15 protein-coding genes are annotated in these 18,278 nt (G+C 72.2%); 8 read left to right on the plus strand and 7 right to left on the minus strand.

The genetic code is table 11. The features are described 5' to 3' along the window. Window positions 1-426 precede the first annotated feature (426 nt). Window positions 427-1,563, plus strand: a complete 1,137-nt coding sequence (locus ACTMSW_RS19435; RefSeq protein WP_441182044.1) for a carboxylate-amine ligase — start codon at window positions 427-429, stop codon at window positions 1,561-1,563. Window positions 1,564-1,567: 4 nt separating this feature from the next. On the opposite strand, the gene ACTMSW_RS19440 is transcribed toward ACTMSW_RS19435, so the two are convergent. Then, complete coding sequence (locus ACTMSW_RS19440) at window positions 1,568-3,352, minus strand: N-acetylglutaminylglutamine amidotransferase (RefSeq protein WP_441182045.1); 1,785 nt, start codon at window positions 3,350-3,352, stop codon at window positions 1,568-1,570. 192 nt (window positions 3,353-3,544) lie between these two features. Further along, window positions 3,545-4,303 carry a TetR family transcriptional regulator gene (locus ACTMSW_RS19445; protein WP_441182046.1) on the minus strand — a complete coding sequence of 253 codons (759 nt, stop codon included), beginning with the start codon at window positions 4,301-4,303 and terminating at the stop codon, window positions 3,545-3,547. 76 nt (window positions 4,304-4,379) lie between these two features. Between ACTMSW_RS19445 and ACTMSW_RS19450 the strand changes: the two genes are divergently transcribed. The 3 genes from ACTMSW_RS19450 to ACTMSW_RS19460 all read left to right on the plus strand — a co-directional run bounded on the left by ACTMSW_RS19450 (window position 4,380) and on the right by ACTMSW_RS19460 (window position 8,072). Continuing rightward, the gene (locus tag ACTMSW_RS19450) at window positions 4,380-5,297 is read left to right on the plus strand and encodes an ABC transporter ATP-binding protein (protein ID WP_441182047.1); all 918 of its coding nucleotides are present in this window, start codon (window positions 4,380-4,382) and stop codon (window positions 5,295-5,297) included. After that, complete coding sequence (locus ACTMSW_RS19455; RefSeq protein ID WP_441182048.1) at window positions 5,294-6,919, plus strand: ABC transporter permease; 1,626 nt, start codon at window positions 5,294-5,296, stop codon at window positions 6,917-6,919. The genes ACTMSW_RS19450 and ACTMSW_RS19455 overlap by 4 nt, the downstream gene beginning before the upstream one ends. 202 nt (window positions 6,920-7,121) lie before the next feature. Next, entirely contained in the window at window positions 7,122-8,072 is a 951-nt protein-coding gene (locus ACTMSW_RS19460; protein WP_441182049.1) for a DUF559 domain-containing protein, read from the plus strand. 22 nt (window positions 8,073-8,094) lie between these two features. Here ACTMSW_RS19460 and ACTMSW_RS19465 read toward each other — a convergent pair whose 3' ends face one another. Further along, window positions 8,095-8,976 carry a hypothetical protein gene (locus ACTMSW_RS19465; RefSeq protein ID WP_441182050.1) on the minus strand — a complete coding sequence of 294 codons (882 nt, stop codon included), beginning with the start codon at window positions 8,974-8,976 and terminating at the stop codon, window positions 8,095-8,097. A 321-nt stretch (window positions 8,977-9,297) separates the two neighbouring features. Between ACTMSW_RS19465 and pglW the strand changes: the two genes are divergently transcribed. After that, a complete protein-coding gene (pglW, locus tag ACTMSW_RS19470; protein WP_441182051.1) occupies window positions 9,298-13,722 on the plus strand; it encodes a BREX system serine/threonine kinase PglW in 4,425 nt (1,474 codons plus the stop codon). 47 nt (window positions 13,723-13,769) lie between these two features. Here the strand turns inward: pglW and ACTMSW_RS19475 are convergent, their stop codons facing one another. After that, complete coding sequence (locus tag ACTMSW_RS19475) at window positions 13,770-14,159, minus strand: protein NO VEIN domain-containing protein (RefSeq protein ID WP_441182052.1); 390 nt, start codon at window positions 14,157-14,159, stop codon at window positions 13,770-13,772. Window positions 14,160-14,338: 179 nt separating this feature from the next. Between ACTMSW_RS19475 and brig1 the strand changes: the two genes are divergently transcribed. Then, the gene (gene brig1 / locus ACTMSW_RS19480) at window positions 14,339-15,205 is read left to right on the plus strand and encodes an anti-phage DNA glycosylase Brig1 (RefSeq protein ID WP_441182053.1); all 867 of its coding nucleotides are present in this window, start codon (window positions 14,339-14,341) and stop codon (window positions 15,203-15,205) included. A 137-nt stretch (window positions 15,206-15,342) separates the two neighbouring features. Continuing rightward, complete coding sequence (locus tag ACTMSW_RS19485) at window positions 15,343-16,059, plus strand: hypothetical protein (RefSeq protein ID WP_441182054.1); 717 nt, start codon at window positions 15,343-15,345, stop codon at window positions 16,057-16,059. 64 nt (window positions 16,060-16,123) lie between these two features. Here the strand turns inward: ACTMSW_RS19485 and ACTMSW_RS19490 are convergent, their stop codons facing one another. From ACTMSW_RS19490 to ACTMSW_RS19500, 3 genes are read right to left on the minus strand one after another with little or no spacing between them, the layout of a single operon-like run. Then, complete coding sequence (locus ACTMSW_RS19490; protein ID WP_441182055.1) at window positions 16,124-17,167, minus strand: ADP-ribosylglycohydrolase family protein; 1,044 nt, start codon at window positions 17,165-17,167, stop codon at window positions 16,124-16,126. Then, complete coding sequence (locus ACTMSW_RS19495) at window positions 17,100-17,441, minus strand: hypothetical protein (protein ID WP_441182056.1); 342 nt, start codon at window positions 17,439-17,441, stop codon at window positions 17,100-17,102. Before ACTMSW_RS19495 ends, ACTMSW_RS19490 begins: the two co-directional genes overlap by 68 nt. Then, window positions 17,438-17,716, minus strand: coding sequence for a DivIVA domain-containing protein (locus ACTMSW_RS19500; protein ID WP_441182057.1), 279 nt, complete (start codon window positions 17,714-17,716; stop codon window positions 17,438-17,440). The genes ACTMSW_RS19495 and ACTMSW_RS19500 overlap by 4 nt, the downstream gene beginning before the upstream one ends. Window positions 17,717-18,031: 315 nt before the next feature. Here ACTMSW_RS19500 and ACTMSW_RS19505 point away from each other — a divergent pair, with 315 nt between their 5' ends. Further along, window positions 18,032-18,271, plus strand: a complete 240-nt coding sequence (locus ACTMSW_RS19505) for a winged helix-turn-helix domain-containing protein (RefSeq protein ID WP_354972484.1) — start codon at window positions 18,032-18,034, stop codon at window positions 18,269-18,271. Window positions 18,272-18,278 lie beyond the last annotated feature (7 nt).

Consider the following 18,278-nt stretch of genomic DNA (forward strand, 5'->3'; position numbering starts at 1 on the left):
GTCCTGTGTTCGTCGAGGGGATTCAACGACCGGCCGGCCACCATCATTCCAGGGCCTGGGCACCCGCGGCCGGAGGCTGCGTGTCCTACTCGATCGTCCGCCTGATGTAACGACCCCCGGCCAGCCATGATTCCGCCGCCACGATGCCCCCGGTCACACCCGGAACCGGACATCCGGGCCGTGACCGGATGCCGCAACCAGGGGGCCGGGTGGAAGTCCACTCGACATCACTGAAACCGGGCCATCGACCCGACCCGGACACCCCGACTTCACCGAACCCGAGTCGATCAAGGAAACGGACATTCCGCGTACGCCGGGAAAGCCGGCGGCGGACGGCGGCGGTTTGTGTGGGCGGACGGCCGGGAACCCGGCTTGCCCGGCAGCGCGGCGCCCGGCGCGCCGCCCGACGAACGGACGCGACACCCCATGAACGACCGTCCGACCGTGGCCACCACCGTCCCCGACCTCAGCCTGCTCACCCTCGGGGTGGAGGAGGAGTACCTGCTGCTGGATCCGGACACCGGGGAGAGCCTGGCGGTCGCCGACCAGGTGCTCGCCGCCCTGTCCGGGTCCGCCCGCGACCAGAGCCGGCAGGAGTTCCGGCACAGCATGGTCGAGATGGTCACTCCCGTCTCGTGCGACCTCGGTGAGGTACGGGAGCACCTGGTGGCGCTGCGCCGGTCGGCGGCGCAGGCGGCGGAGGCGGCGGGCGCCCGGCTCGTCGCGGTGGGGGCGACCCCGGTGCACGAGCGGCACCGCAGCGTTCCGGACGAACCGCGCTACCACGCGATGTCGCGCCGCTTCGGGCCGGTCGCGCACGACCCGGCCGTGTGCGGGTGCCACGTACACGTCGGCCTGCCGGACCGCGAACTGGCCGTGCAGGTGTCCAACCACCTGCGGCCGTGGCTGCCGGTGGTGCAGGCGATCACCGCGAACTCGCCGCTGCACGACGGGCGGGACACCGGCCATGCCAGCTGGCGCTCGATGCAGCTGGAGCGCTGGCCGAGCATCGGCCCGACCCCGCACTTCGAGTCCGTGGCGGACTACGACGAGACGGTCTCCGACCTCATCGCCGCCGGCATCATGCTCGACGCCGCGATGGTCTACTGGTACGCCCGGCCGTCGGCCGCGTACCCGACGGTGGAGGTCCGGGTCGGGGACGTGTGCCCGACGGTGGACGACACCGTGCTGGTCGCCGGTCTGGTGCGGGCCCTGGTGGCCACCATGGTCGACCAGGTGCGGGCCGGGGTGGTGGCTCCCCGGATCCGGGACTGCCTGGTGTCCGCCGCGCACTGGCGGGCCGCCCACGACGGTCTCGACGGTGACCTGATCGACCTGCGCTCCGGCGGCGCGAAGCCGGCCTGGACCCTCGTCGACGAGCTGTTCGATACGGTCACGCCGGCCCTGGTGCGCCACGGCGACCTGGACTACGTACGGGCCCAGCTCGCCCGGATCCACGCCGAGGGCAACGGCGCGACGCGCCAGCGCCGGATCATGGCCCGGACGGCCGGCGACGTCCGCGCGGTCCTCGACCACCTCGCCGCGCAGACCCGGGCGACGTGACGCGTCAGCGGACGCCGTGCGACTGGAGCCAGAGCTCCAGCAGGCCGAGCTGCCACAGCTTGTTGCTGCCGGCCGCCGCCTGCGCCTGGTCGGGCGCGGCGAGCAGTTCCTCGACGTACGCCTGACGGAAGAGCCCGCGCTCCCGCGCGGCCGGCGCCCGCAGCGCCTCGACGACCAGGTCGCGGACCGGCCCGTCCACGTTGCGCAGTGCGGGCACCGGGAAGTAGCCCTTCGGCCGGTCGATGACCTCGGCGGGCAGCACCTCCCGGGCCACCTCCTTGAGCACGCCCTTGCCGCCCTGCGCGACCTTGTGCTCGGGCGGGCAGGCGGCGGCGAGCGTGACGAGGTCCTGGTCCAGGAACGGGGTGCGGACCTCCAACCCCCACGCCATGCTCATGCTGTCCACCCGTTTGACCGGGTCGTCGGGCAGCATGAGGTGGGTGTCCAGGCGCAGCACCGCGTCCAGCGCCGTGTCCGCGCCGGGGGCGGCGAGGTCCGCGACGACCAGCTCGCGACTGGCGTCGGAGTCGGCGGCGTACGCGGGGCTGACCACCCGGCTCAGCTCGGCGTGGTCGCGGTCGAAGAACGCGGACGTGAACACCGGCGCCGCGTCGTCGCGAGGGATCCCGGCCAGGGGCTGGTGATAGCCGTAGCCGGCGAACACCTCGTCCGCGCCCTGCCCGGACTGCGCCACCTTCACGTGCTGCGCGACCTGCTCGGAGAGCAGGTGGAAGGCGACCACGTCGTGGCTGCCCATCGGCTCGGTCATCGCCTCGACCGTCCGTCGGACGGCGGGCACCAGGTCGTCGTCGGCGAGTTGGATGCGCTGGTGGTCGGTGTCGTACGCGCGGGCGACCAGGTCGGAGTAGTGGAACTCGTCGCCGGTCTCGCCGCCCCGGCTGTCGAAGCCGATGCTGAACGTCCGCAGGTGCTCCTGTCCGGCCTCGGCGAGCAGCGCGACGATGAGGCTGGAGTCCAGCCCGCCGGAGAGCAGGACGCCGACCGGCACGTCGGAGACCAACCGCCGCCGTACGGCGGCGCGCAGCGCGTCGCCCACCGCGGCCCGCCAGTCGTCGGCGTTCCAGGCGGCGTGGGCGGGGTCACGGACGTAGTCGGGCCGCCAGTAGACGCGCTCGCGGCTGCGCCCGTCGGCCTCGACGACCCGTACGGTGGCTGGCGGCAGTTTCCGTACGCCGCGCAGAATGGTCCGCGGCGCCGGCACGATCGAGTGCCACGAAAGGTAGTGGTGCAATGCCACCGGGTCCACGTCGGTGTCCACGTCACCAGCGGCCAGCAGCGCCGGCAGCGTCGAGGCGAATCGTAGCCGGCCCGGCGTCTCGGCCAGGTAGAGGGGCTTGATGCCGAGCCGGTCACGGGCCAGCACGAGCCGTCGCCGGGCCCGGTCGACCAGACCGACGGTGAACATGCCGACCAGGTGGTCGACGAAGTCCTCACCCCACTGCGCGTACGCCACCAGGATGACCTCGGTGTCGCTGGTGGAGTGGAAGGTGTGCCCGGCGGCGCGCAGCTCCTCGCGCAGCTCCGGATAGTTATAGACGCAACCGTTGAAGACCAGCGCCAGCCCGAGGTCCTCGCGCACCATCGGCTGCCCGCCCGCGTCAGACAGGTCGATGATGGTCAGCCGCCGGTGCCCGAAGGTCACCCAGCCGTCGCTCCACAGCCCCTCGCCGTCGGGGCCTCGGGACCGCATCGCCTCGCTCATCCGGGTCACCGCGTCGGCGTCGGGGGTCGTTCCGTCGAACCTCGCCTCACCGCTGATGCCGCACATCGTCAGCGATCACCGGGCCTTGCGCAGCACGGCCTCACCGTCACACCACTCACTCCCCGTCGCACGTCGGCCCTCGTCGCGGACCGCCCGCGCGGGGGTCCGGTCCCGTCAATCGGACGGGCCGCGCGGGTACCCGCGGTCATCGCCGGCAAACGCGGCCACCGTCTCGGAACCTTCGCAATACCCGTCGCATTATTCGGCGGCGTCGCGGTCCAGGTGCCGGTAGACGGTGGCCCGGGAGACGCCCAGGCGGGCGGCGATCTCGTCCACCGAGTGCGTGCCCGTCGCGTGCAGCCGCCGCGCGAGCCCGACCTGCTCCGGGCTCATCGCGCGGGGCCGCCCCGGCCGTCGCCGGGTCGCCGGGCCGGCCCCGGGCGCGCCCCCGCCGGCCGGTTCCGCTCCGGCGTACGACCCTTCCCACAGCCGGCGTACGCCGTCGAGCATGCGGGCCCGCAGCACCTCGTCCGGCACGTCGAGGAAGAACACGATGGGGTCGCTGCACATCGCGATCGCCTGGACGGCGCGGACCCGCTCGGGCAGCCCGGCGTCCGGGCCGGCGGCGAGCTCGTTCGCGCGCATCATCACCCGCATCAACCGGTGGTACGTGTCGCCCCGGGTCATCAGCGCGAGGTCGTGGAAGAGCATGCCCAGCGGCCGGCGGTGCGTGAGCATAGTGTCCACCCAGCCCTCGACCACCGCCCAGCGGGCGCGTTCCGGTGCGAGCCTGTCGGCGGCGCCCAGCAACCCCTCCAGGTCGGTGAGCAGCGGCTCGACCAGCGCGGTGAGCAGGTGCTCCTTGGTGGGGAAGTGGTACAGGATCGCCGTCTTGGTCAGCCGCAGCCGCTCGGCGATCTGGCGCAGGGAGGTGCGCTGGTAGCCGTGCTCGGCGAAGAGGTCGAGCGCGGTGCGCAGGATGCGGCTGCGGGTGTCGTCGCCAGGTTCACCGGGCATGGCACCCAGGGTAGACCGTCCTGACCATCGGTCAGTACAGTGAGGGGTGTCGGCACCCGCATCGGCAGGAGGCGCCATGTCCGTCATCTCGATCGAGCACCTGGTCAAGACCTTCGGCGCGGTTCGCGCCCTCGACGGGCTCGACCTGCGGGTGGAAGCGGGGGAGGTGCACGGCTTCCTCGGGCCCAACGGCGCCGGGAAGTCCACCACCATCCGGGTCCTGCTCGGCCTGCTGCGTCGCGACGCCGGCGAGGTGCGGGTGCTCGACGCCGACCCGTGGCGGGACGCGGTGGCCCTGCACCGCCGGCTCGCGTACGTGCCGGGCGACGTCAGCCTGTGGCCCAACCTCTCCGGCGGCGAGGCGATCGACCTGTTCGGCGCGCTGCGCGGCGGGCTGGACCGACGCCGCCGCGACCACCTGCTGGAACGCTTCGCGCTGGACCCGACGAAGAAGTGCCGCGCGTACTCCAAGGGCAACCGGCAGAAGGTGGCCATCGTCGCGGCCCTCGCCACGCCCGTGGAGCTGTACGTGCTGGACGAGCCCACCTCCGGCCTGGATCCACTGATGGAGGCGGTCTTCCAGGACGAGGTCCGGCAGCTCGCCCACGCTGGGGCCACCGTGCTGCTCTCCAGCCACGTGCTCGCCGAGGTCGAGGCGCTCTGCGACCGGGTGAGCATCATCCGCGAGGGGCGCACCGTCGAGTCCGGCACCCTGACCGAGCTGCGCCACCTGGCCCGCACCACGGTGACCGTGGAGACCGCCCGACCGCTCACCGGCGTCGAGGCGCTGCCCGGGGTGCACGAGGTCCGGGCCGTCGACGGCCGCACCAGCCTGGAGGTGGAGCCGGCCCACCTGGACACGCTGCTCGCCCACCTCGTCGCGTTCGGCGTGACCGCCCTGACCAGCGCCCCACCCACTCTCGAGGAGCTGTTCCTGCGGCACTACGGCGACGCGTCGGCGAACGGGCACCGGGCCGAGGCGGGTGTCCGGTGAACGGCCTCGCCGGCACCGGCCGACTCGCCCGGCTCGCCCTGCGCCGCGACCGGATCCGCCTCGCCCTGTGGGTGCTGGGCACCCCCCTGCTCGGCCTCGCGCTCGCCGCCAGCGTCACCGGCGTCTACCCCGACGACGAGAGCCGCCTCGGGTACGCCCGCACCGCCGCCAGCAGCGTGGTCGCCCGCGCCTTCAACGGCACGATCGTCGGTCCCGACCTCGGCGCGGTGGTGGTGGCCGAGACGTACGTGACCCTCGCCGTGCTCGCCGCCCTGCTGAGCACGTTCGCCGTGGTCCGGCACACCCGGCAGAACGAGGAGACCGGGCGCGCCGAGCTGCTCGGCGCCGCCGTCGTCGGCCGGTACGCGCTGCTCGCCGCCGCCCTGCTGGTCGTCGTCGGCGCGAACGTGGTGACCGCCGCGCTGCTGGCCGTGGGCTTCGTCGCCTCCGGCCTGCCGGTCGCCGGGTCGGTCGCCGCCGCGCTGGCGATCGGTGGCGTCGGGGTGGCCTTCACCGCCGTCGCCGCCGTCACCGCACAGCTCTCGGTCACCTCCCGGGGCGCCAACGCCCTGGCCGCCGCGGCCGTCGGCGTCGCCTTCGCGCTGCGCGCCGCCGGGGACGTACTCGGGCGGCAGACCGACGACGGGCTACGGGTGCAGAGCGCCTGGCCGTCCTGGCTGTCCCCGTTCGGCTGGGGCAACCAGGTGCGGGCCTTCGGCGGGGAGCGCTGGTGGGTGCTGGCCCTGCCGGTGGCGCTGCTGGTCGCCGGGGTGGCGCTCGCCGTCCTCCTCGCCGGGCGGCGCGACCTGGGTGCCGGCCTGTTCGCGGCCCGCCGCGGCCCGGCGCGGGCGGCACCCGGGCTGCTCAGCCCGGCCGGACTGCTGTGGCGGCTGCACCGGGGGGCGCTGCTCGGCTGGGCGGTCGCGGTGGCGGTGCTCGGCTTCTCGATGGGCGTCGCCGCGGACGAGGTCAACGACATGATCGGCGAGAACCCGGCGGCCGCCGAGGCGATCGCCCAGCTCGGCGGCGGGGCGGACCTGGTCGACGCCTTCCTCGCCGCGATGCTCGGGCTGTTCGCGCTGACCATCGGCGCGTACGTCGTGCAGGCGCTGCTGCGGACGCGCAACGACGAGACCGACGGACTGCTGGAGGCGATCCTCGCGGCAGCGGTCGACCGGGTGCGGTGGTTGGCCACGCAGGTCCTCGGCGCGATCCTCGGCGCGGCCGCCCTGCTGCTGCTCGCCGGGGCCACCCTCGGCCTCGGCTACGGCGTGGTGGCCGGCGACCCGCTGGGCCGGACGGCCTCGCTGGGCGGTGCCGCCCTGCTGCGGCTGCCCGCGCTGCTGGTCGTCGCCGGCGTGGTGACCCTGCTGGTCGGGCTGGCACCGCGCTGGTCGGTGGCGCTGTCCTGGTCGGCGCTGATCGGGTTCCTGCTGCTCGGGCAGCTCGGCGCGGTGCTCGACCTGCCGCAGGCCGCACTGGACCTCTCGCCGTACACCCACGTGCCGTCGGTGCCGGCGGTCGACCCGACGGTGCTGCCGCTGGCCGCGCTGACCGGGGTGGCGATGCTGCTGCTGGCCGCCGGCGTCACCGGCTTCCGCCACCGCGACGTCCCCACCTGAGCGCGCGTTTTCGGCCTGCGCCTCTCGACTGGTGACGCTGTGGCGACTCGACACGCCGAGGATTCTCCTGCTGAGCCGTCACCGATCGGTGTGCCCTTGCAGATCCGCGCGCCTCATGGGGCTTGTCCACAGTAGGGTTGCTCGTCCACAGCTGCCCCGGTCGTCGTGGCGCGCGCCAGCGTCGCCGGGAACGCTGCGAGGCGTGAACCCGGTGCTGCGCGACCTCGTCGATCGGCAGGGCGGACTGGTGACGCGGAGGACGGCCTGCCAGGTCGTACCGGAGTGGACACTGGAGCAGGCCTGCTCGAGCGGTCGTCTGCTCCGGGTGCTGCCCGAGGTGTTCGTGGACCCGCGTCTGCTGGAGGTCCGACCCGCCAGCATCGACGGCGTGCCACTGATCGGCCGGCTGGCTCCGGAGGTGGCGCACCGCGCGGCGCTCGCCTGGGCGGACGGGCGTGCCGTCCTCAGTCATGTGACCGCGCTTCACGTGTGGGGGCTGCTCACGCCGGCCGCCGATGCTCCGCTGCACCTGAGCGCGCCGGTGGCCTCCGGCATCCGCAGCCGCCCGGGCGTCCGGGTGCACCGGTACCACGATCTGCTGCTCGAGCCGCCGTGCGTGGTGGAGCGACGTGGTCTGCCGGTGACGCGGCTGGAGCGGACGCTCGTCGACTCCTGGCCGCTGCTCGCGTCCGCCGATCGACGTGCGCCGGTGATCCGGGCCGTCAACGACCGGCTGACCACCGCCGAGCGACTGGGTGCGGCACTGACCCTCGCGCCGAGGCTGACCGGCCGTGCCGAGCTGCGGACCCTGCTGACGCGGCTCGCCGAGGGATGTCGCAGTCCCCTGGAGATCTGGGGCCACGAGCGCGTCTTCACCGGCCCCGACATGCCGGCGTTCCGTCGCCAGGCGGCGGTCCGGGTCGGTCGACGCACCATGTACCTCGACCTGTTCGCCGAGCGGGAACGGGTCGACATCGAACTCGACGGTGCGACGACGCACGGGGACCCACGTCAGCGCGAGATCGACCTGCGCCGCGACGCCCTGCTCGCCTCCGTCGGGATCCTCACGGTCCGCTTCGCCCACCGCCGCCTGGTGCACGAGCCGGACGAGGTACGCCGGGAGACCCGGGCGATCCTCGCCAGCCGGCGGTGATCAGGGCAGGCACCGCATCGGCTCAGCCGGGCTCGGAGTCCGGCTCGGCCGCCGACGACGTGTCCGACGGGCGGGGCGACGGCTGGCGCGGCAGCACGTCGGCGTCGGTCAGCGGCTCGAACAGGTCCTGGTGGCTGCGCCGCTGGCGCAGCAGCTCGGCGGTCCACTTGGCGGCGGACCGCTCCTCGGCCCGCACGTGCTCCCGGGCGCGGCGATGCTCCTCGTCGACCGTTGCCGACCCCGCGCCGCCGGGAGCATCGGCGACCTCGTCCAGGATCGACGCCCACCGCCGGGTGAGCTGCTCGGCGTACCGGGCCCGGCGCAGGTACTCCTCGTACTGGCACTCCAGCCGGACCCGCCGCTCCCAGTACGGCTGGAGGGTCCGCCGGACCCGCTCGTCGAGCCGTACCCAGGCGTCGGGCCGGCACGTCAGCACCACGTCGCCCCGCTCGTACCGCCAGGGATCCTGGCTTCGCAGGGCCCGCTGCAGCGCCACCTCCAGATCCGCCGCACGCGCCGGCGGGGTGCTGCGTGACCGTTCCGTCGCGAGGTGGGTCAGCCGCTCCACCGCCTGAGGCGTGAAGTACCGCGCGTACCAGGCCAGGACGTCCGGGCGTACGCCCTGGGCGGACCAGGTGAAGGCGGCGTGCACGGTGAAGGTGAACACGTGACCCTGCGCCGGCACGGTAATCGGGTTGCCCACCTCCCGCCGTTCGGTCAGCTCCTCGGGCGGGGCAGGGGACGTCTGGGCGGCCTGCACCTTCCCGACCGCGGCGGCCAGCTGGCGCCGGAGGAAGGTCAGCGCCTTCAACGCGCCGGCGCCCGTCGCCCGCGCGGCTGTCCGGCCGCGGTCGATCCAGAGTTGGTGACGCTTCGGCGGTGGCGGCTCCGCGGCGTCGGTCATGTCCCCTCCTGGTCGCGGAACTCCGGTCACCTCCCGTCGGGAGGCGGGGTTTCCTCGGCGCGGTAGTGCCGGCGGGCGATGTGTGAGGGGACGCCCATCAGTGCGGCGGCGGTGGGGTGGTACGTCGTCGACGTGCCGCCGGTGGTGCGCGCTCACGGTAACAAGGTGGAGGCGCCGAGACCGGCAGCCGCGCGGGACGGGTACCGCGAACGGCCACCTATCGTCCAGCTTCGATGCGCGACACCACCGGCAGGGAAGCAGATGCGGCCCCGGGCCGTCCGGTACGCCAACGACCGCTGTCGTCACCCTAGGATCTGCTGCATGCAAGAGGGCCGGTGGACGACGATCACCCCGTCGCAGTTCGCGCACGAGCGCGAGGCGCTGGCGCACGTCCAGGCGCTGCTGCACGACACCGAGCCCTACCGGGCCTGGTCGAACTTCACCTTCACCGCCCAGACCGGCCACCCGTACGAGGTCGACCTGCTCGTCGCCGGGCCGGGTGGGCTCTACCTGATCGAGATCAAGAGCCTGAACGGCCGACTGGTCTCCAGCGGCTCCAACTGGATCCAGCACGCTCCGAACGGCCACATCCGGACGTTCGACAACCCGCTGCACCTGGCCGACTTGAAGGCCAAGAAGCTCAAGTCGCTACTCCAGGCCGCCGCCGCGAAGCGGCCGGGGGTAAAGGTCAAGATCCCGTTCGTGCAGGCGGCGGTCTTCCTGTCGAAGCCCGGCCTGCAGATCGGGCTCTCCGAGCACCACCTGCACGGCATCTACGGCCCGGAGCCGAAGGCTGGTCACCAGCCGGGCCCGCTGCCGACGATCACCTCCCTGATCGAGCGTCCGCCGCAGGACGAACAGCAGCGGGTCACCAAGGAGATGTCCGCGGCGCTGCCGGGTCTCCTCGAGGCAGTGGGCATCGCCCGAAGCCGCAAGCACTACCAGATCGGGTCGTGGGAGCTGGAGCCCCGCCCGTTCGACCTCGGACCGACGTGGCAGGACCACCTGGCTCGGCACCGTGACCTGGAGCGCGAGCGCCGTCGGATCCGGATCTACCTGGTCGAGCGGAACGCCGTCCAGGCCGAGCGGGCCAGCATCGAACGCGCCGCCAAGCGCGAGATGCAGGTGCTGCACGGCATCAACCACCCCGGCATCGTCCGGGTCGACTCGATGGAGTCGCACGAGGCCGGTCCGGCGCTGATCTTCCGGTACGACCCCCACTCGATCCGCCTCGACCACTACATGGCCCAGTACGGCGACCGGCTCGACGCGCTGAGCCGACTCGCGATGATCCGCCAGCTCGCCGAGACGGTGGCGTACGCGCACCGGCGGCGGTTGCACCATCGCGCCCTGTCGGCGCGCAGCGTGCTGGTCAGCCCGGGACGTCGGCGGCGGGGTGGCAGCGAGGACGAGGCGTGGCTGACCCCTCAGCTGCAGATCAGCGACTGGCAGGCGGCGACCCGCGGTGTCGACGGGAGCGGCGGGGGCAGCAGCGGCGACCCCGTCACCCTGTCCACGCACGCGGCCTCGCACATCGAGCTTTCCGCCGAGGCGTACCTGGCTCCGGAGCTGACCGCGCCGAAGCCGGACGCAGTGGCGATGGACATCTTCGGCCTCGGCGCGTTGAGTTACCTGATCCTGACCGGCCAGCCCCCGGCGGCGAAGCGTGCCGAGCTGCTCACCCGGCTGACCCGGGACAACGGGTTGCGCGCCTCCGCGATCGCCGACGGGATCACCGAGTTCGCCGACGAGCTGATCCAGGCGGCCACCGCCCCGGTGCCGACCCAGCGCCTGACCACCGTCGCCGAGTTCGTCGAGATGCTCCAGGTGGTCGAGGAGGAGCTGACCGCCCCGCCGACGTCGGTGCACCCGGAGGAGCCGGAGCCCGAGCAAGTCGACCCCCTCGAGGCGCGCGGAGGCGACCAGGTCGGCGAGTGGAAGATCGTCCGCAGCCTCGGCACCGGCTCGACCTGCCGGGCGTTCCTCGGCTTCAACGAGCGCACCCGCCGTGAGGAGGTGCTCAAGGTCGGGCTCTCCGACGAGAAGGGCGCCCGGCTCGCGCACGAGGCGAGGGTGCTCGGCCCGCTCACCGACTCGCGGGTGATCCGGCTGGCCCGGCCGGAGCCGCTGCAGATCGGCAACCGCACGGTCGTCGTGCTGGAGCACGCCGGTGACCGGACCCTGGCCCGCAAGCTGCGCGACGACGGTCGGCTCACCGTCGACGAGCTGGAAACCTACAGCGACTACCTGTTCGGCGCCTTGGACTACCTGGAGGGGGAGGGCGTCTATCACCGGGACATCAAGCCGGACAACATCGCCATCCGGGTGCGCCCCAACCGCACCAAGCAGCTCGTGCTCTTCGACTTCTCGCTGGCCGGCGTCTCGGTCAAGGAGGTCACCGCCGGCACTCCCCGCTACCTCGACCCGTTCCTCGGCACCGCGAACCGGCCCGGCTACGACAAGCACGCCGAGTGGTACGCCCTCGGGGTCACCCTGCACGAGATGGCCTCCGGCGAGCTGCCCGTGTGGGGTGACGGCGGCACCGAGCCGCAGCTGACCGAGGGCCCGCCGGTGCTGGCCGTCGAGGCGTTCGACCCGGCGATCCGCGACGGCCTGGTGGACTTCCTCCAGCGCGCCCTGCACCGCGACCACCGCCAGCGGTTCGCCTCGCTCAAGGACATGCGCGACGCCTGGCAGCAGGTGTTCCGCCGCTCCGACGCGAGCGCCCCGGTCGGCACCGACCATCCGGAGATCGAGGCCGACGAACCGGACGAGAAGGCCGCCGAGGCCGCTCGTGACGAGGCGGCCACCAAGGCGACCCGGGCCACGGCTCTGGAGGCCGCCGGGCTCACCCCGCGCGCGGTCTCCGCCGCGCACCGGCTCGATGCCAGCACCGTCGGCGAGCTGCTCACCGTCGCCAACAAGCTCGCGCACCTGCCCGGTCTGGGGGCCAAGACCCGCCAGGAGCTGCAGCGCCGGGTGAAGGAGTGGCGCGGCCGGCTGGGGGAGCGGGAGACCATTCCCACCACGCCCGCCGCCCGCAGGGCCGCGACGGAGGAGGTCGCCACCGAGGCCGCCGCCGGCGACGGGGACCCTGATTTGGTACGCGTCGGGCTGGACGCGATCGCCACCCTGCTCGTTCCTGCCAGCCGGAACCCCAACGACGTCGAGGCGACCCGGCTGGCGCTGCACCTGCCCGACGCCACCGGCGCCCTGCCGGACCTGCCGCTGTGGCCGCAGCACCCGCAGGTGGCGAAGCCGCTGGGCGTCACCCCGGCCCGGATCGCGCAGATCATCGGCAAGCAGCGCAAGCGCTGGTACGACATCCCGGTGGTCGGCAGCGTGCGTACGCAGATCATCGACCTGTTGCGCGACGGTGGCCGGGTGATGGGCGTCGCCGAGCTGGCCGCGGCCCTGCTGAGCAGCCGCGGCTCGGTGCGTACCGGGGATGCGCTGCGCCTCGCAGTGGCGGTCGCTGCGGTGCGGGCCGCCGTGGAGGTCGACGCGCTCGCCGACGAGCCGCGCCTGCTGCTGCGCCGGCACGCCCGCGCCGACATCAACGGCAAGCCGCACCCGCGCGGTGACCGGCTGCTGGTGGCCCTCGAAGCCGGCGAGGACGACGCGCCGGACACCCCGGCCGCGCCGGCGCTGCTCGACTACGCCGACGCGCTCGGCAAGGCCGCCGACAAGCTCGCCGCCAGCGAGGTGCTGCCCAGCCCGGCGACGGTGCTGCGTACCCTCGCGGCGGTGACCGCGCCCGGCGGCGCGGCCGACGCGATCGACGAGCGGCGACGGGTGCTGCTCGCTGCGGTGGCCTCGGAGCGGGCCGCCGCGACCGCGCGGCTGGAGCTCTACCCGCGCGACCTCGATCCGGTACGCGCGCTGCGGTTGGCCCAGGCCGGCGTGGTGCCTCCGGCGACGTCCCCGGATGGGGGTCGCGGGCTGACGCCGGAGCAGGTGATCCAACGGGTGCGGACGCGCTTCCCGGAGCTGGACCCGCTGCCCCCACACCCGAAGCTGGACCGACTGCTCGCCGAGGCCGGCTTCGAGCTGCGCTGGGACCGCGACAAGTACGTCCCGCCGCCGCCCCGCAACGCCTCGTCCTCCATGTCGATCATGCAGCGGCGTCCGTCGGTGACCGTCGCGCCGACCCGGTGGACGGCCGAGTCGCCGGAACTGGCGGCGGCGATGCGGGCCGAGGAGCGGCTGACCGGGGCGCGGTCCGCGGGCGGGTTTCGGGCGCTGACGGTACGACTGTCCCGGTACGGCCTGGCGCTGGAGGAGCTGGTGCGGCGCTTCGACGCCCGGCCGGTCAACGTGGCGGCGCGTTTCCTTGATCACCTGCACGCCCTGGTCGACGCGCACCCCAAGCCGACGTGGGAGACGGTGGTCGGGGCGGACATCGCGCCGCCCGGCTCCCGGGGGGCGATCAAGCTGGGGGAGTACGTGGAGCGGGCCTGGCAGTTGACTGCGCCATCGCTGCGCGCGTCGTTGTCTGCGGACGCCGGGCCGGTGCTGCTGCACGACGCGGCGGTGCTGACGCGGTACCGGGCGATGGACCGGCTCTACGAGCTGGCCGACGCGGCGCGTAGTGGAGCGGGGGACGTGTGGGTGCTCTGTCCGATGGAGGATCCGGCGCTGCTGCCCAAGCTGGACGGTGCGGTGGTGCGGGTGGGCGACAACGAGTGGATCGCCCTACCGGACGCCTGGGTGGTCAACGCCCACCGCAGCGCCGTCACGGCGTGATTCGCAGACTGAATCGCGGGCGAATGTCAGCCCGTCGAGCCAGGATTTCAGGCGGTCGCGTCGTAGTCCGCAACGGGCCACGGGAGCGTGTAGTACCGCTGCTCCTTCGCCCGTACCAGGAGCTTCTGTAGGCGTTCGCCGCCGAGCATCTTGAGTGTGAACTGGCTGGGATCGCCCTGACGGACGTTCTCCACCACGTAGATCCAGAAGTCGGGGTTCTGAAGGGCCTCCTCGATCTGGCGGACTTCGAGCCACAGGTCGGTGCCCCTGGCCGACTTCCCGTAAGCCTTCACCTCGATCATCAGAGGTGGACTGGCTACGTCACCTGCGGCTCCGGTTCCCCGCACGTCGTGTGCCGTCCGTCCGGCTTCACCCTCTTTCATGATGACGTACCTGATCGCAGCTGTCTCAATTGCTCGGTTGCCCACGATCTCCATCGCTCGCTCCCATAAGAACCGTTGTGCAGGCACGGTAGTTCGCGGTCGCCGCCAATGGAAGGAGGCCAAGGATTTCGGCAGCAGGCCGCGACGTAGAGTTGACGTAGTCCCTCGCCACTTCCCTGAAGTCGTGGCGCTGCGCACCCGCCCTCGCCCAGATCCACCGATAGCATTCCGTCATGACGACGTCGGCGCGGCAGCGTGTTGCGGCTTTCTGGGACACCCACATCGCGGCGTGGCTGAGCGGTGAGGATCTGATGCCTTCGCCGCTTCCGGAGTGGTTCGAGTCCTACAAGGGCACTGGTCCGGGAAAGCCGACCCTCGATGGCTTCCCGGAGCCGTACCACGGCGATCTTCTCGGGTTGAAGCGCACGCCCCGGGTGGTGGTGCTCGGGCTGAACCCGGGGGAGTACCAGCGCCAGTTCCAGTCAAGGAACGGCATCTTCGCCAAGGAGATCGAGAAGCACGGCTCCTACAGCAACTGGGCGACGACCGGCCCCTACAACAGGTCGCCCTGGGAAGACGAGATGGGCATCAACCGCTACTACCAGGCGCGGCTGCGGTTCACCCGCAACTGGCTCCAGGACCCAAGCGCTGGTCACCCCGATCTGCTGATCTTTGAGAGCTACCCGTGGCATTCCACGTCGTTCAGGGGTCGTTTTCAGCCACCGCGGGAGGCCATCGAGCAGTTCGTCTGGCAGCCGATCGCCGAATTGCCGGTGCGTGACGTCTTCGCGTTCGGCAGATCGTGGCACGTTCTCGCCAAGAGGCTCGAGCTGACCGAGATGGGGGCCTTCGATGCAGGCGGCCCGGGATACGGCTCCTCGGCTGTGGGCCGGAAGGTGCGGACGCATGCGCTCCCCTCCGGCCAACGGCTGGTCGTCGTTTGGCAGCCCGGGTACGCCGGGCCGCCGAGCGCGGAGGAGACCGACCTCCTTCGCGATGCGCTCCGCGGGGCGCCGAGCGTTGTCGGTGGCGAAACTCGCCCCGTCCCAGGGGCGAGAGCGTCCAGTCATTCGACCCTCGATCCCACCTCGGCTGGCTAGCCATCATCATGACCCTCGCCAGCGACACTGCCGCGACCGCCAGACGTATCGACGAACTCGGTCAGTACATGGGTGAGCATGTCCTGTCGCCGTCCGGGGCATGCGTCTGCCGGAGGCTCGACAGCTGTCGACGGAGCGTGCTGGGCGACCGAGGTGGGGCGCCACGATCGGAGGCGGCGTTCACCGCCGCCCAGTTGTCGCACGTCGGCCACCACTACGACCTCGTGCTGGACGGGGTGCCGACGCGCACCCTGGTCATCGCCATGGAGACCGGGCGGGCGCGTGAGGGCGTCACGCTCAAGGAGCGCCACGCCGAGGTGATGAAGTCGGCGAGTCTTACCTTCACCGCGCGAAACCCGCACATGCGCGGTGTCACCAGTGCACTGCGGCTCGCCGTCGGCCGTGAACCCGGGGCCGATCGGGATGGTGAGCATCTCGATCTCGGTGGAACCCGTACCCCGGTGCACCTCTTCGACGCCTACGCCATGGCCAACATGCGGTTGTGCTCCGCGGTGGTCAGCGGCACCAGCAAGTCGCTGGGCAACCCGACGATGAGCCAGAACTGTGCCCCGCACATGGCGGCCACAATCAAGATCCTTCAGCCCACCCTCTGCATCGTGCAGGGCGTCGAGGTCTACAAGGCGCTCACCACACTCATGAGCCGCCGTCACCAGCTCGCGCCGCACCTGGAGCAGGCGCGGATCGCCGGCGTCGACACGCTCATCGCCGCGTTCACTCATCCGTCCGCCATGAGGTTGATCGCCCACTGGGGGCGGGTGACCAGCGCGCCGTACCTGTACGACACGGTCGCGCCGACCATCAAAACCGCGCACCGGCTGATCACGTCGAGATGACGCACCTCGACCAGCAGTACAAGCGGGCAGTGAGGATGGCACGGCGACCGTAGTCGCGGATGGGCTACCAGCCCGGGTAGCGCTCCCACCAGTGCGGGTCAGTCGGCGGTGCATAGCCGTTGCCGGACGGGCCGTCGACGAACTGGGTCATGAGGTCTCGCGCGAGAGTGTCGGCAACCCAGACCAGTTCCAGTCGGGAGACCAGGTCGACCGGTAGCGCGCCCACGCCGTGCGCCGCGCCAAGGATCGCACCTGCGGTGGCCGCGACGTGGCGGCCCTGCGGGACGGATGCGGCACACAGGAGGGCCTCTCGGACCTGCTCGCGTGCAGGGAACGAGGCAGCCACGTAAACGGCCCCGGCAAGCGCGGATGCCGCGCGGGCATCGGGGGCGAGACGGGCCAACTCAGTGGCCTCGGCCGGCTTCATCCGGGCGGCGGCCAACGCTTCGGACAGCAACGGTAGCCGAGCAGGCCGCTCAGGCCACGCCCCGCACTCGCGCTGGGCCCGTTCCACCGCCTCCTCGACCCGTTGCCCGGTACGGCAGTGCGCTACGATCGTGGCACCAACGGCGGCAGCGTCCATCGCCTCGGCGGCGTGGGTGATCGCAGCGACATCTGCCGCAAACGGGCCGGGCGGTGAACCCCACCAGTCGCAGAGGCCCGCTGGCAGGCTTCGGGTCAATCCGTGCGCGCCCATACTGGTGCCGACCGGTGTGTCAACCCGGCCCATTTGCTGGCCCTGTAGGGCGGCGACGGTGGCGGGTGCCGAACCGCGCCGAACTGACAGGACCGGCACCTGGGCCAACCAGCCGTCCGGCCAGGACTCCTCCTGCCACCGCTTAATGCCGGGGATGCCCTGCATCGCTGCCCAGCGCGTGTAGGCATGCCAGACCATGCCGGCCGGGTGCGTGTTGCCCTTATGCGCATCTCGAACGTGACCGCGGATGATGCCTTCCACGGTGAAGCAGGCGAGTTGACCGGCACTGGTGGCCCGCAGCGTGCCGCTCGCCGGCACGGCGCCGCCCGTTGCGCCGATCGCGTCACCGAGCATCAGCCCGAGCATGCAGCCCCGAGCGGTCGCGAGCTGCTCGGCCGTCACTTTGGTCATTCCGGGAAGCATAGGGGCGGGTAGCGCGGGACCGTCTCGGGGCCGGGGTGCTGGTGGCGGGGTGGAGGCCGGCGAGTTGGACGTAGACCTCGCGCTTGGCGGTCGCCTGACCGCGCCGGTTGAGCACGTAGCCGGTCAGCCAGATCCAGCCGTGGTACGTCGGCTGGTCGGACACCGAGACGACGCGGAAGGTCAGGGCGCGGCCCCCGGCGAACTGCACCGAGGCGCGGCCGTCGATCGTGAGCAGGTCGCCGGGAGAGGGGCGCGTGGTCACCAGTGGCCGGCGTTCGGTGGCCGGCACTCGCGGGCGTGCAGGGTCTGCCAGTCGCGCAGCGCCCGCTTGATCCGGTCGTTCTCCTGGCTGAGCATGCGTACCTGCTGGTGGAGGTCGGTCAGCTCGTCGGCCACCCGGGCCTGGAACTCGCGTACCTGATCGGGGTCAACGCCGCGCGGACGCGGGTCGAACGCGCGGGTCCGCACCTCGTGCGGGGTCAACCGGGCGGGGCGACCGGTCCCGTAGGGCTGGCCACCTCGATACACCTGGGCCACGTCGGTCCTTTCTTGAGCAGGCGGGGGCGCGGGAGGTCCCTGTGGTGGGTCTGGAAGGGCGGGCCGTCCGCATGCCGGCCGCGGGCGGCCCGCCCGCTCCGCCGCCGCAGCTCTGATCAGCGGTACGACAGCGGAGCAGTCCGAAGGGTCGGGACGGGCACGCGCACCCGCCCCGACCAGGGGGATGAGCCGAACTCGTTGCCACGCGAGGACCGGCCCGGGATCAACCATATATGCCTAAGTTGCCAGTGGCAACGCTTGGTTGTCTCGTGGCTGCGTGTCGTGATCAAATTGGCGTGCCACGCGAGGAGTGCCATGCCACAGACACCGGACTACATCCGGATCTCGGACGAGATCATCGGGGACCTGCGCAGCGGGAAGGTCAAGCCGGGGGACAAGTTGCCCTCGATTGCTGACATGTCTGACCGCTTCGAGGTCAGCTCATCGACCATCCAGATGGTCTACGTCCGACTGGAAGCGCTGCGAGTGATCCGGCGGCATCAAGGTAAGGGCATCTTCGTCACCGATCCAAAGACCTGGATGCGGGAACCATAGGTAGCGA

Origin of the sequence: Micromonospora sp. BQ11 (genome assembly GCF_052068135.1) — a bacterium.
Lineage (GTDB): Bacteria > Actinomycetota > Actinomycetes > Mycobacteriales > Micromonosporaceae > Micromonospora.